This window comes from Nocardia sp. PLKS1-43, assembly GCF_059510335.1.
Window position 1 is genome coordinate 158,398 of sequence record NZ_JCAJZQ010000008.1, and the last position, 12,980, is coordinate 171,377.

The 12,980-nt window shown below is 66.4% G+C and carries 15 protein-coding genes; 8 read left to right on the top strand and 7 right to left on the bottom strand.

What is annotated here, in order from left to right:
• Nucleotides 1-159: 159 nt before the first annotated feature.
• Nucleotides 160-1,002, bottom strand: a complete 843-nt coding sequence (locus tag AC5WS7_RS26630; protein WP_495957318.1) for an alpha/beta fold hydrolase — start codon at nt 1,000-1,002, stop codon at nt 160-162.
• Nucleotides 1,003-1,071: 69 nt separating this feature from the next.
• On the opposite strand from AC5WS7_RS26630, the gene AC5WS7_RS26635 reads away from it, so the two are divergent.
• From AC5WS7_RS26635 to AC5WS7_RS26645, 3 genes are all read left to right on the top strand, one after another.
• Nucleotides 1,072-1,860 carry an exodeoxyribonuclease III gene (locus AC5WS7_RS26635; RefSeq protein WP_495957319.1) on the top strand — a complete coding sequence of 263 codons (789 nt, stop codon included), beginning with the start codon at nt 1,072-1,074 and terminating at the stop codon, nt 1,858-1,860.
• A 221-nt stretch (nt 1,861-2,081) separates the two neighbouring features.
• The gene (locus tag AC5WS7_RS26640; RefSeq protein WP_495957320.1) at nt 2,082-2,549 is read left to right on the top strand and encodes a guanyl-specific ribonuclease; all 468 of its coding nucleotides are present in this window, start codon (nt 2,082-2,084) and stop codon (nt 2,547-2,549) included.
• Nucleotides 2,550-2,596: 47 nt separating this feature from the next.
• Nucleotides 2,597-3,067, top strand: a complete 471-nt coding sequence (locus AC5WS7_RS26645) for a barstar family protein (RefSeq protein WP_495957321.1) — start codon at nt 2,597-2,599, stop codon at nt 3,065-3,067.
• An 89-nt stretch (nt 3,068-3,156) separates the two neighbouring features.
• On the opposite strand, the gene AC5WS7_RS26650 is transcribed toward AC5WS7_RS26645, so the two are convergent.
• The gene (locus AC5WS7_RS26650; protein ID WP_495957322.1) at nt 3,157-3,792 is read right to left on the bottom strand and encodes a TetR/AcrR family transcriptional regulator; all 636 of its coding nucleotides are present in this window, start codon (nt 3,790-3,792) and stop codon (nt 3,157-3,159) included.
• Between the two features lie 99 nt (nt 3,793-3,891).
• Here AC5WS7_RS26650 and AC5WS7_RS26655 point away from each other — a divergent pair, with 99 nt between their 5' ends.
• Complete coding sequence (locus AC5WS7_RS26655) at nt 3,892-4,824, top strand: oxygenase MpaB family protein (protein ID WP_495957323.1); 933 nt, start codon at nt 3,892-3,894, stop codon at nt 4,822-4,824.
• 7 nt (nt 4,825-4,831) lie between these two features.
• Here AC5WS7_RS26655 and AC5WS7_RS26660 read toward each other — a convergent pair whose 3' ends face one another.
• Nucleotides 4,832-5,248 (bottom strand): pyridoxamine 5'-phosphate oxidase family protein, encoded by a 417-nt coding sequence (locus AC5WS7_RS26660; RefSeq protein ID WP_495957324.1) that lies wholly within the window; start codon nt 5,246-5,248, stop codon nt 4,832-4,834.
• A 143-nt stretch (nt 5,249-5,391) separates the two neighbouring features.
• On the opposite strand from AC5WS7_RS26660, the gene trpS reads away from it, so the two are divergent.
• Together trpS and yhjD are read left to right on the top strand one after the other, a co-directional pair.
• Nucleotides 5,392-6,417, top strand: a complete 1,026-nt coding sequence (trpS, locus tag AC5WS7_RS26665; RefSeq protein ID WP_495957325.1) for a tryptophan--tRNA ligase — start codon at nt 5,392-5,394, stop codon at nt 6,415-6,417.
• A gap of 151 nt (nt 6,418-6,568) precedes the next feature.
• Nucleotides 6,569-7,603 carry an inner membrane protein YhjD gene (gene yhjD / locus AC5WS7_RS26670; protein WP_495957326.1) on the top strand — a complete coding sequence of 345 codons (1,035 nt, stop codon included), beginning with the start codon at nt 6,569-6,571 and terminating at the stop codon, nt 7,601-7,603.
• Between the two features lie 31 nt (nt 7,604-7,634).
• Here the strand turns inward: yhjD and AC5WS7_RS26675 are convergent, their stop codons facing one another.
• Nucleotides 7,635-8,975 (bottom strand): D-alanyl-D-alanine carboxypeptidase family protein, encoded by a 1,341-nt coding sequence (locus AC5WS7_RS26675; RefSeq protein ID WP_495957327.1) that lies wholly within the window; start codon nt 8,973-8,975, stop codon nt 7,635-7,637.
• A gap of 280 nt (nt 8,976-9,255) precedes the next feature.
• Here AC5WS7_RS26675 and AC5WS7_RS26680 point away from each other — a divergent pair, with 280 nt between their 5' ends.
• The gene (locus AC5WS7_RS26680; protein ID WP_495957465.1) at nt 9,256-10,716 is read left to right on the top strand and encodes an MFS transporter; all 1,461 of its coding nucleotides are present in this window, start codon (nt 9,256-9,258) and stop codon (nt 10,714-10,716) included.
• Nucleotides 10,717-10,765: 49 nt separating this feature from the next.
• On the top strand, nt 10,766-11,335 hold the full coding sequence (locus AC5WS7_RS26685; protein ID WP_495957466.1) for an acyl-CoA-like ligand-binding transcription factor: 570 nt from the start codon (nt 10,766-10,768) through the stop codon (nt 11,333-11,335).
• Here AC5WS7_RS26685 and AC5WS7_RS26690 read toward each other — a convergent pair.
• The 3 genes from AC5WS7_RS26690 to AC5WS7_RS26700 form a co-directional block, all read right to left on the bottom strand.
• Nucleotides 11,292-12,206 carry a phenylalanine 4-monooxygenase gene (locus AC5WS7_RS26690; RefSeq protein WP_495957328.1) on the bottom strand — a complete coding sequence of 305 codons (915 nt, stop codon included), beginning with the start codon at nt 12,204-12,206 and terminating at the stop codon, nt 11,292-11,294. The two genes, AC5WS7_RS26685 and AC5WS7_RS26690, sit on opposite strands and share 44 nt — an antisense overlap.
• Before the next feature lie 127 nt (nt 12,207-12,333).
• Nucleotides 12,334-12,714: a type II toxin-antitoxin system VapC family toxin gene (locus AC5WS7_RS26695; RefSeq protein ID WP_495957329.1), complete on the bottom strand. Its 381-nt coding sequence runs from the start codon at nt 12,712-12,714 to the stop codon at nt 12,334-12,336.
• The gene (locus AC5WS7_RS26700; protein ID WP_495957330.1) at nt 12,701-12,946 is read right to left on the bottom strand and encodes a type II toxin-antitoxin system Phd/YefM family antitoxin; all 246 of its coding nucleotides are present in this window, start codon (nt 12,944-12,946) and stop codon (nt 12,701-12,703) included. Before AC5WS7_RS26700 ends, AC5WS7_RS26695 begins: the two co-directional genes overlap by 14 nt.
• Nucleotides 12,947-12,980: the final 34 nt, after the last annotated feature.

The window sequence follows — 12,980 nt, forward strand, 5'->3', positions numbered from 1 at the left end:
GTCGCCCGCGAAGCGATAGGTTCAGCAACACCAACCCCAAAGGTTTTCGGCGCGGGCTCGTCGTTCGGCCCTCGAAGCGCATGGCCGAAGGCCGAGTCTCGAGGGCTGAACGACGAGCCTTACAGCGCCGAAAACCAGCCGGAGCGAAGCGGAGGCCAATTACACAGCTCGTAGATGCGTCCTGCTGGCGTAGACGTGTTCCGCGATCAACGTCGCGATCCTGTCCGGAGCCTCCAGCATCGGTACGTGCCCGACGCCGTGCATCAGTATCCGATCGCAGGATTCGGGCAGCTCGCGCAGGAATCGTTGTGCATAGGGCTGATTCGGGATCACCCGGTCGTTCTCGCACATCAGCAGGCGCACCGGCGTGCGCAGTGTGGACATGTTCTCCAAGGCGGGCATCCGGAGTCCACCGGTCAGCAGGGGCAGCATCGCCGGGCAGTTCATCGCGGACATGATCGCCGCCTCGACCAGTCGCCGCGGCACCGCCGAGGTGTTCTTGCTCAGGATCATCGCCGCGAATTGCCTTGCCGGAGCGCTCAATCCGACCGTATTCCCGACCCGCCTGCCGACCTGCACCACCGGCACCAGCGACAGGAACTTCAGGCCGACCCGGATTTGCATCAGGGACGGGCTGGCCCAGCCGCCGGCCGGAGCGATCGCGGTGAGGGTGCGGGCCCTGCCGCGGCGAGCGAGTTCGAAGCCGACCCAGCCGCCGAGTGAGTTGCCAGCCATATGACATGTGCGCCAACCCAATTCGTCGAGTTGCTCCTCGACCTGATCGGCGAGCGTGGTGATGTCGACGCGCCAGCCGTCGAGGGCGGGACCGCCCCAGTGGCCACGCAGGGCCGGGGCGTACACCTCGCAGGTGCTCGACAGTCGCTGCGCCACGGATTCCCAGCAATGTGGGGAGAGCATGAATCCGTGCAACAGCAGAAGGGGATCGCCCGAGCCCGTGTGCAGGGCTTTGGTCGGCATGAGCGGGGCGGTGCCTGACATCATCGTCCTCACCCCTTCCTGGACTACAGTGTCCGCAGGGAGTGTCTCTGACCAGCATTGTACGGTCTTTCGGTGGCCAATATCATCAGTACGATCAACGTGAACGGGGTGCGCGCGGCCACCGGTAAGACAGGCAAAGGGATGCTCGAGTGGCTCGCGGTCACCGAGGCCGACGTCATCTGCCTGCAGGAGACGCGCGCGACCGATGAACAGACCCGCAAGGCGCTGGGTCCGGCCCTCGATTCCGGGTGGCATCTCGCCCTCGCCGAGTCCGGCACGAAGGGACGCGCCGGCGTCGCGATCCTGTCCCGTCGGGAGCCGCTGGCGGTGCGGATCGGCTTCGGCAGCGCGGAGTTCGACGGACTCGGCCGCTACATCGAGGCCGAATTCGACGACCTCACCGTAGCCAGTGTCTACGTGCACACCGGTGAGGCCGATACGCCGCTGCAGGACGAGAAATACCGCTTCCTGGCCGAGCTGGGCGCACATATGAAGGCGCAGACCGGCAATTTCGTGATCAGCGGCGACTGGAACGTCGCACACACCGAACTCGACATCAAGAACTGGAAGGGCAACATCAAGAACGCCGGTTTCCTCCCCGGCGAACGCGCCTGGCTCGACGAAATCATCGCCGCGGGCTACGTCGACGTCGTCCGCACCCTGCACCCCGGCGTCCCCGGCCCGTACAGCTGGTGGTCCTACCGCGGCCGAGCCTTCGACAACGACGCCGGCTGGCGAATCGATTACCAGCTCGCCCGAGGTGAAATAGCCGGCCGCGCCAAACAGGCCGTCGTCGAACGCGCCGCCGACTACCACCTGCGCTGGTCCGACCACGCCCCGGTCACGGTGCAGTACCGCTGAGCCTGTGCATCGTAAGTCCAGCCGCTCAGCGGAAGACAAGCCCCGGTGAAACAGGAACCCACCTCAGAGAACCGCAAGGTCAGGAGGAATCCCGGGCATTCATGGCCGGGAGAACGTCAAGTAGATTCGGTAGTTATGAGTGACAGCCGTGCGGCCGGTGGGGCGCGTAACTTGGCCTGCATCGCGGAATCCGTCCACACCGCCGTGACGAGGCAGTGCCGATGAAGTTCTCCGGCAAGAGGTTTCAGAGTTTGCTCGGGCTCGGTGCGGTCGTTGTCGTGATCGTGATCGGGCTGCTGGTGTCGCACGGGAGTTCGTCGCAGTCGTCATCGGGGGCGGCCTCGTCGTCGAAGGCGGCGGCGGTGCAGGTGAAGGGGACCGCGACACCGGTCACCGGCCATGCCGCGGGCGTGCCCGACCGCGCTTATCAGACGTTGACCGAGATCGATGCGGGACGTTGGCCCGGTTCGGCGAACGCTCCCGGCACCAAGGGCGGCGATCAGTGGATGAACCGCGGCGGCTCGCTGCCCAAGACCGATTCCTCGGGCAAGGCGATCAGCTACCGGGAATGGGATGTCAACCCGAAGAAGCGCGGCCAGACCCGCGATGCCGAACGCATCATCACCGGCAGTGACGGTTCGGCCTACTACACCGGCGACCACTACAAGACGTTCACCAGGATGCGCTGACGGGCTCGGAGCGGGTCTCGCGGCGGTTTTCGAAAGGGATGCTCTCGATGGGTGAGGCGATCACGCTCGCACACTTTCTGACCGGTGCGCACGCAGATGCGTCCACCGCATCGGTCCTGGGTTCATTGACCGTCGACGCGGCCGGATTCAGCGGCGTGCGGTTCCGGGCGCCGGAGGGCTATGTCGTACGCGAATTGCGCGGGTCGAAGATGCGTACTCTCGCGGGCGTCTTCGACGAGTTCGCCGCGGCCTTCCAATTCCCGTACTACTTCGGGCAGAACAAGGACGCCTTCGACGAATGTCTGCGGGATCTGGACGAATTCGTCGGCCCGGCACCGGGATACATTGCGGTCGTGCGTGATTCGGCCCAGTTGCTGGCCGAGCGGTCCGCCGAACGCGACTGGTTCGTCTCGGCGATGACCGACTGCGCGCAGTACTGGTCCGCACACGACGGGATATTCCGCGTCGTACTGCAGTCCGCGCCGGAAGGGCTGCCGGCCGTCGCGTTGACTCTGTGACACTGAGTCCGGATCTGTTTCCGGACAAGGTATTTCGTATTCCGGCCGCCGTTCCGAAGACACGTGCCGTGGGCCGTGGCCCAGACCGCTCAGCGCAGCCGGCCGGCCAGATCCTCGCCCAGTAGCACGAACACCTCGGTGGTGTGATCGATGAGTTCGTCGCGGGTCATCGGCAGATCGCCGTGCAGCCAGCTGGTCAGGGTCTGCACCAGGCCGCCGACCAGGTAGGTGGCGCGGAAGCCGATCGACGGGTCCGCGTTCGGTCCGGCGATGGCGTAGAAGTTGCTGCCCTCGGCGGCGACCAGACCGGCGAAACCGCGGATGGAGTCCATGGTCCGTGCCCGCAGTTCGGGGGTCGCGGCGCTGATGATCAGGGCGATCTGTGCCTTGCGCGGATCGTCGGTGAGGACGTGGATACCCGCGGCGATGGCCGCGTGCGCGCGCCCGTAGGTGTCGGTGGGCGCGTCCTGTGCCGCGGCCAGGATGGCCGTGGCGAGTTCCTCGGCGATGCCGTCGAACAACGCGATCAGCACGGCATCGCGACCGTCGAAGTTCTCGTAGTAATACCGCTCGTTCAGCCCGGCGCGAGTGCACAGCCCGGCCACGGTCAGGCGGTCCAGGCCCTCGGTGCCGATGATGTCGAGTGCGGCCTCGAGCAGGGCGGCACGGCGCTGGGCGCGGCGTTCCTGCGCGGAGACTCCGCCGTAGGTGCGTTGCGCTGCCATCCGTCGATTCTGTCATGCCGTCAATTCTGGTTCTTGCCATTGCCAGATTCGTTGATCTGGGGGATGCTTTTGCCAGATGCTCTGAACGAGGAGGCAACGATGCCCGAGTCCGGTTACTTCGCAGACGATTCGATGATTCGCCGTGTCATGCGCAAGCGGGCGGTCGGCCTCACCTATGGGCAGCGGGCGCTGGTGGTCGGCGCGGTGAATCCGCTGCTGTACGTCGGGACCGCGGAGCACACCGCGCATCGCACGACCCCGTACACCCGGCTGGCCATCACCGGCCGGTTGTTCGAGGCCGTCGCGCTGGGCACCAAGGCCGAGGCCGACCGGGCGCGCTCGTACACGGACAAGAAACATGCGAAGGTGCACGGCGCGTTGCCCGAGGACGCCGGTGTGCAGCACCCCGCGGGCACGGCCTATTCCGCGCGCGATCCGCATCTGATGTTCATGACCATGGCCTTCACCTTCGACTCCGCCGAGGTGATGCACGATCTGCTGGTCCGCCGGCTCACCGCGACCGAGCGCGAGGATCTGTATCAGGACTACGTGTACTGGGGCGAGCTGTTCGGCATGCCGCGCGAGTCCGCGCCGGCGAGCTATGCGGGATTCCGCCGTTATTTCGACGATTATCTCGCGTCCGACGCGCTGCACCTCACCGACGAGGCTCGCCTGGTCGGCTCGTACCTGGCCGGGCAGCAGGTGCCCTATCCGCTGCCGCTGCCGCTGAACCAGGTCGTGAACAGTGTGCATCTGCTGGTCCAGGGCAGCCTGCCGCCGCGTATCCGCGAGATGTACGACATCCGCTGGGGCCGTCGCGAGGAGTTGGCCTTCCGCACCCTGACCCGCGCGGTCCGCACCGCGCACACCTCCGTACCTCTGACTCCCCGGGTGCTGCACGGCACCCTGGCCGGGCCCAGCGCTCCGGTCTACCGCATGCTCGGCCGCCGCGAACGCGAACTCGTCGACTCGGGCCGCCCCAGCATGCCCGGGGTGGATCCGCGCAGCTATGCCGAACGGCATGCGATCTGAACGGGGATCAGCCGGTGCGTGACAATCGGCGTCCGGTGACCTCGTCCGGCGTGATCGCGACGTAGTTGTACTTGCTGCCGAGTTCCCACGGGTCGATACCCAGTTCGTCGAGCGCGGTCATCTCGCTGAACGACCGAACGAGACGGGCTGATCCGTGCACCACGACGCTCCAGGCCACCCGTTCGGCCCGGTGGTCGACCTCGAAAGCGACCTCCGGAGCGACGGCCAGGCTCGCCAGCTTGCTGCCCTCCGCCGACTTGAAGTAGACGGTGCGGCCGGAAACTCCGTAGTTCACCGGAAAGACCTCCGGCCGGCCGCCGGCAACGGTGATCAGCCGACCGAGCTTTTCGGCGGCGAGCAAATCCCAGCAATCGTCGGCTGCCAAGACTTCTTTCAGTTGTCCATCCACTTCGTCACTGCTCATATCGCTCCTTCGGCTATAAAGGCTGCGTAGCGGTGCTGCATCGACTCCAATGGCAAACTATCAGCGATTGCCGGTGCGGGGTGGTCTTCCTACGTCCCCGGCACGCTGAATTCCCGGGTCGGCCGGGGAGCTAGGATCGCCCTATGTCGAGTCCTGCACCCACCGGTGAGCGCAAGCAGCGGGTCCTGTCCGGGATCCAGCCGACGAGTGATTCCTTTCACCTCGGCAATTACCTTGGCGCGCTGCAGTATTGGGTGCAGCTGCAAGAGGATTTCGATGCGCTCTACTTCATTCCGGATCTGCACGCCATCACCGTTCCGCAGGACCCCAAGCAGTTGCGCAACCGCACCAAGCGCGCGGCGGCCCAGCTGCTGGCGCTGGGCATCGACCCGAAGCGCTCGACCCTGTTCGTGCAGAGTCAGGTGCCCGAGCACGCCGAGCTGACCTGGGTGTTGAACTGCATCACCGGATTCGGCGAGGCCGGCCGGATGACGCAGTTCAAGGACAAGTCCGCCAAGCAGGGGGCCGACAACGCGACGGTCGGCCTGTTCACCTATCCGGTGCTGATGGCGGCGGACATCCTGCTGTACCGCCCGCACCTGGTTCCGGTCGGCGAGGATCAGCGCCAGCACCTCGAACTGACCCGAAACCTGGCCCAGCGCTTCAACACTCGCTACAAGAAGACGTTCGTGGTTCCGGACGCGCACATCGTGTCCGGAACCGCCAAGATCTACGACCTGCAGGATCCCACCTCGAAGATGAGCAAGTCGGCCGGCACCGACGCGGGCCTGCTCAATCTGCTCGACGATCCGAAGGTGTCGGCCAAGAAGATCCGCTCCGCGGTGACCGACACCGAACGCGAAATCCGCTACGAGCCGGAGACCAAACCGGGAGTGAGCAATCTGCTGGTGATCCTGTCCTCGCTCACCGACACGCCGATCGTGACACTCGAAAAGGATTATGTCGGCAAGGGATACGGCGAGCTCAAGGGCGATGTCGCCGACGCGCTGGTGGAATTCGTCACCCCGCTGCAGGCGAAGGTGCAAGAGTATATGGGCGATCAGGGCGAACTCGATCGCATCCTCGCCGCGGGCTCGGAGCGGGCTCGGGAGATCGCCGGCAACACTCTTGCGCAGGTTTACGACCGGGTGGGCTTCCTGGCCCGCTGAATCCGGGCGAGAAGTTGGGCCTCGCGGGCGTAGCCGAGGCCTGTGCGGGTATGCCCTGAGCGAGGATCGGCCAGTCGAGTTGCCGTCCGCGCGGGTTCGTGTGCTGAAGTAGCCGCCCTCCGCGGACATCCGAGCGGTTGCGGGAGGTTGCGTGTTCGACGGGATCAAGGCGCGGATCTCCGGCGCCGTCCGGACCCGCCCCTGGCTGGACCATCTGGTCCGGGCGGGTGCGAGTTACCAACGCCAGCGCGGTGACTACTACGCGGCCGGAATCACGTACTTCACTGTGCTGTCGCTGTTTCCGATGCTGATGGTCGCCTTCGCGGTGGCCGGATTCGTGCTGTCGCACAATCCGCATCTGCTGACCGAGATGCAGGGCAAGATCGTCGCGAATCTGCCCGGATCACTCGGCGATCAGGTCAACAGCCTGGTCGATCAGGCCGTCAAATCACGCACCAGCGTCGGAATCATCGGTCTGGTCGGCGCGTTCTACGCCGGGCTGGGCTGGATGGCGAACCTGCGTGCCGCGTTGACCGAGCAGTGGGAACAGCAAGCGCCGCAAGGGAATTGGTTCCGTAGCAAACTTTCCGATGTGATCGCGCTGCTCGGACTCGGTGTCGCCCTGGTGATCTCGTTCGGTATGTCGGCGCTGGCCTCGAGCAATCTGGGCCGCGACCTGCTCGCGCTGGTCCACCTGGAGAACGCACCCGGTGTCGGTGTGCTGCTCACGATATTGTCGCTGGTCCTGGCGGTGCTCGCGTCCTGGGCGGTATTCGCCTGGGTGATCGCGCGCCTGCCGCGTCAGCCGGTCACCCTGGTCAGTGCGGGCAAGGCGGCGTTGATCGCGGCGATCGCGTTCGAGGTGTGGAAACAGGTCGCCGGTCTGTACCTCAAACGGGTCCTGACCAGCCCGGCGGGTGTCGCCTTCGGCCCGATCCTGGGCCTGATGGTCTTCGCCTACATCACCGCGCGCATCATCCTGTTGGCCACCGCCTGGGCGGCCACCGCACGGGAGAACATACTCGAGGCCGAGGTGCCGCCGCCCGGCCCCGCGGTGATCCAGCCGCGGATGTCGGCGGGCATGACCGCGAAGACGGGCGCGATGTTGTTCGGTGTGGGCGCGGTCACCGCGGCATTGCTACCCCGATTGCGCCGGGTGACCCGGCGCTCGGCCGAAAGCGGTTGATTCCCGGCGTATTTCGCCTCACGCGGACCGCTCAGCGCCGGGCCCGTCCGCTGATTCGCCAGGCCAGAACGACCAGGATCAGGACAACGGCCAGGCCGGCCACGATCAGGGTCGTCCGCAGGTTCTCGTGGCCGTGGCTCGCACTCGGCGCCGATGCGCCGACGCCGTGCGCCGGCGGAGTGGCCAGAGCCGCGGTGGGAGTGGGGGACCGGTCGGTGTCCGAGCCCGGGAGGGAGCCGATATCGGCGCCCGCCGGGAGCGCGAAGCCGTAGTCGAGCAGGCGGGCGGCCTGTTCGGGCGGGCGGATCGGCAGGACGTCGGCCTTGAGCAGGGTGACGACCAGGCGGTGGCCGCCCCGCTGCGCCGCGGTCACGAAGGTCTGCCGGGCGTCGTCGGTGTAGCCGGTCTTACCGCCGAGATCACCGTCGTAGTCGTAGAGCAGCCGGTTGTCGTTGGCGATCGGGAATCCGGGGTGGTCCTTGTCGCCGGGAATCTTCGGATCGGCCGGGAAGCCGGGGAAGTTGTACTGCTCGGTGTGCACGATGTCGGCGAACGCGGGAATCGTCATATCGTGGCGGAAGATGGCGGCCAGGTCGTAGGCCGAAATACTCATCCCCGGCCCGTCCAGGCCGGACGGGGTCGCCGCCCGGGTGTCCAGGGCGTGCAGTTCCGCGGCCTTCGCGTCCATCTGCCGCAGCGTCGCGTCCACGCCGCCCAATTCCATGGCGATGGCGTGTGCCGCGTCGTTGCCCGAGCACATCAGCAGCGCGTGCAGGAGCTGGTCGTTGGTGTAGCGGCCGCCGGGGCCGATGCCCACGCGGGTGCCGTCGGCGTTCGCGTCGTCCTGGGTGCCGATCACGACCTTGTTCAGGTCGAGTTGCGGTAGCGCGACCGCGGCCAGCAGGGTCTTCATCGTCGAGGCGGGGCGGTAGCGGCCGTGCGGATCCTTCGCGGCCAGCACCTTGCCGGTGTCCAGATCGGCGATCACCCAGGCGGTCGCGGAGATGTCCTTCGGCGCCGGCGGCGCGCCGCCGGGCAGCAGTACGCCGCAGCTGCCGAGTTTGCCGCCGCCGACCGGCGTCGCCGGTACGGGCAGGGGCTTGGGTGCGGTCTGCCCCGGTTCCGGGACCTCGGATTCATCGATCGGCGGCGGCGGAGCGAGTCGATCGGGGCAGGAATCGGTGTTCGGGGTGACGAAAGGCACCGAGGTCCCGGTCGGCTGCGCGGCCGCCGTGCCGGAGACCGCGACGCCGGTCGCGGCGGTGGCGGCGACGAGTCCGGTGGCCAGAGCGATGGCGAGGAAGCTGCGCGGGCGTCGGCTCGCGCGCGAAGTGCTGGTGCGGCTGTCGGGCCGAGGTGTTCGAATGCGCATCGCCCTCGAGCTTATGCGGAACCTCGCCCGGCGTGGCTGTGAGCTGCGTCGAGTATCGGGCTCGGCCATGGCCTACTCGGGACATCGCGCCTCGTACCGGGTATTGACATCTCCTCTGAAATGAGAGTTACTATCAAAATAAAGACTCATCCAAACGATTGGAACTCTCATGAAGGCAATGGACGCGCGCGACAGCGGCCCACTCGCCGAGTCGCCGGGGGAGGCGGCACAGTCGTCCGGCAAGGCGCGCTGGCTGGCACTGGGAGCGCTCGCGGTAGCCATGCTCGCGATCGGGCTGGATACGACGGTGCTGGTGGTGGCCCTGCCGACCATCGCGGTCGACCTGAACGCCGGCACCTCGGCCCTGCAGTGGTTCACCACGGCGTACACGCTGGTCCTGGCCGCGCTCATGCTGCCCGCGGGCGCGCTCGGAGATCGCTACGGCCGCAAGCGCTTTCTGCTCGCCGCGCTGGTGGTCTTCGGCGGGGCCTCGTTGTGGTGCGCGCTGGCGACCTCGTCGGGTGAGCTGATCACCGCGCGTGCGCTGCTGGGACTGGCCGCCGCCGCGATGATGCCGCTGTCGATGTCGGTGCTCCCGGCGCTGTTTCCCGAGAAGGCCGATCTGCAACGGGCGCTGACGGTTTGGGTCACCTCGTCCGCGATCGGCATGCCGCTGGGCCCGATCGTTGGCGGTTGGCTGTTGCGGAACTTCTGGTGGGGCTCGGTCTTCCTGATCAACGTCCCGATGGTCCTGATCGGCTTGATCGCGGTGGCTCTGCTTGTGCCGGAATCGCGCAGCGAGAGAGCGTTCCGGATCGATCTGCTCGGCGTCGCGCTGTCCGCGGCCGGAATGCTCGGGCTCACCTACGGTTTCATCCGCCTCGGCGGACAGGGCTGGGGCGATGCGCTGGGCTGGAGTGCGGTCGCCGCGGGCGCGGTGGTGCTCGGCCTGTTCGTCGGGTGGCAGCGCCGCACCGATCATCCGCTGATCGATCTCGGTCTGTTCGGGGGGGACGGATTCCGTTGGGGGACAATGTATTCCATAGTGATCAACTTCGCGATGTTCGGCATGTTCTTCACCGTGCCGCAGTACTTCCAGGCGGTGCTGGGCGTGGATTCGCTCGGCAGCGGATTGCGTCTGCTGCCGTTGATCGGGGGGTTGCTGGTCGGCACCCGGTTGGTGGACAAGCTGCTGCCCCGGGCCGGGTTGCGCGTGGTACTGGTCGCCGGATTCCTGCTGCTGGCGAGCGGCCTGGTGATCGGCGCGCTGACCACGGTGAGCAGCGGGTACGGGTATGCCGCGCTGTGGATCGGGCTGCTCGGGACCGGGATGGGATTCGTGATGCCCGCCGCGATGGGCATGGCGATGGGTGAACTGGACGCCGAACGATCCGGCTCGGGCTCGGCACTGATCCAGGCACTGCGGCAGGCCGGTGGGACTATCGGCGTCGCGGTCCTGGGGACCGTACTGGCCACCCAGTATCGCGACCGACTGGGCGGCTACGACCGTTCGCCGATCTCGGACGGTGTCAGCGGGGGCGTGGCGGTCGCGCACAAGCTCGGTGACGCGGCGATGCTCGGCAAGGTGCAATCGGCCTTCGTCGGCGGTATGGGCGCGATGCTGTGGGTGTGCGCGGGAATCTGCCTGTTCGCGGCCGTCGTCGCCGCGATCCGCACCCGCGGTGCGGCATCGTCCGCGCGGGCCGCGGGCCATGCGGGAGAATCGCTACATGTCGGCTGAGTCGAAGGCACCGCCAGCGCAGGCCCATGCCCGGGTGAGTTCGCCCCGGATGGGCCTGCGCGAGCGCAAGAAGGAACGCACCCGCCGCACCATCCGGACCGAGGCGATGCGGCTGTTCCGCGAGCAGGGTTACGCCGAGACGACGGTCGAACAGATCGCGGAGGCCGCGGACATCTCGCCGAGCACGTTCTTCCGCTATTTCCCGTCCAAGGAGCAGGTCGCCATCACCGACGATCTGGACCCGCTGATGATCCGCGCGGTCGAGGCGCAGCCCGCGGACCTGTCGCCGCTGCGCGCGTTCGTCCGTGCCACCGTCGAGGTGTTCGAATCGCTCGAGCCGGACGAGCTGGAATTCGAGCAGCAACGGATGAAGCTGATCTACACGGTGCCGGAGCTGGCCAGCGTCATCGCCCGGGAGACCGAGCGCAATGTGCGTATGGTCGCCCAGTTGGTCGCGGACCGGGTCGGTCGTTCCGCCGACGAGCTGGAGGTCCGTGCGTTCGCGGGCGCGATGATCGGCGCGATGAGCACCACCTTCGACGCCACCGCCGGGCTCGGATTGGACATGGACAAGCTCAAGCAGGTCGCCGAGTTCCTCGAGTCGGGTATGCGGCTGTAGTCCGCCGCGCGACGGTATCGTCGGTCACCGTGGCGAAGAATCCGCCGATTACGTCCTCGATCTCGGAAATCGAAGCCGCACAGTACAATACGGGCTGATAGTGGGTGATGTCGTAGGTCGCCGTGCCCATCTCGGCCACGTTCAGCGGCCGCAGTTCGGCGGTGCGGAACTCCTCGATCTCACCGTACGAGGACAGCAGACCCGCACCGTAGCAACGGATCTCGCCGTGTTCTCGGACCACGCCGAATTCCATCGAGAACCAGAACACGTCGGCCAGGAATTTCAGTGCCGCATCGGTTTCCAGCCGCGCCACCGCCGCGCCGACCTCGGCATAGATTGCCGCGAACCGGGGACTCGCCAATTGGTTGGCGTGGCCGATGATTTCGTGGATCGCATCGGGTTCGGGCGTGTAGAGCGGGGCCGAATGATGCCGGATGTACTGGGTGGAATGGAAGACGCGGTCGGCGAAGGAGCCGAAGAATTCCCGCAGCGGAACCAGCCCGGCCGCGGGCACGTAGCGAAAACCGCTGAGCGGCACCAGTTGTGCGGACACCTCGTCGAGTTGCGGGATGTGATCGTGCGGCAGGCCGAGGCGTCGCGCGCCCGCGAGCACCTCCGCGGACGCGTACACCTCGTGTTTGCGGGACAGTTCGGCCGAGGCGATCCGCCACACCCGCTGCTCGTCCTCGGTGTAATCGATCCGGGGCGTCGGCTCGCCCCGCCGGTGAGCCAGCGCCCGTGCGGCGATCGCATTGCGACGAGCCCGGTAGGCGGGATCGTGCACGCCGGGATGCTCGTCGCTCAGATGCACGGTCACATCGCCGTCGGCACCCGTGGTGACCGGCGAATACAGCTGAGCTTCGGTGAACATGACTCGATGCAATCACTGCTGAGCTCAGCCGACAATAAACGGTCGATTACCTTGACAAATTGACTAGGTGATCCGGCGGTCACCGACGCTCGATGCCATCAGAAGAAGCCGTCGTTGCGCGCTGCCGCTATTGCGTCGAGTCCACGATGAACTCTCTGCCGAGGGAGAGGAGGACTCGGTCCGCAGTGAGTAGTCGCAGACCTTCGCACCACGCCTGGGCAGTGAGCAGTCGGTCGAAGGGGTCGTGCCGGGTCAGTTCGGGGAAGGCTCGCACCTGTTCGGCGTGATGTCCGGTCACATCCAGGGTGCTCAACCCTCGATCACCGATGAGTTCGGTGAAATTCGCCGGGATCTTCAACTTCCCGAGCATGCATTTGATCGTCAGCTCCCACACGGTCGCCGCCGAGACATGAACTTCTGGGGCCGAGGTGATCGCGCGGCGGGCACCTGCTCCGAGGCGCGGATTGTCGTCAAGCACCCACAGGGCGGTCTGACTATCCAGTAGCATCGGAGTCCTCCCCGTAGAACATCTGCTGGATATCAGGGTCGATGTCGAAGGCCGTGTCGTCGTAAGCGATTTGGCCCCGCAAGCTACCGAAGATCACCGGGATGTTCCGATGCGGCACGAGGTCTGCAATGGGCTGGCCGGCCTTCGAGATCACGATCCGCTCACCCCGGGACACCCGTTCGAGCAGTTTGGATAAGTGTGTCTTGGCCTCATGAATGTTCACAGCAGTCATACGACCAAGGATACTGGACTAAACTTAGTCTAGT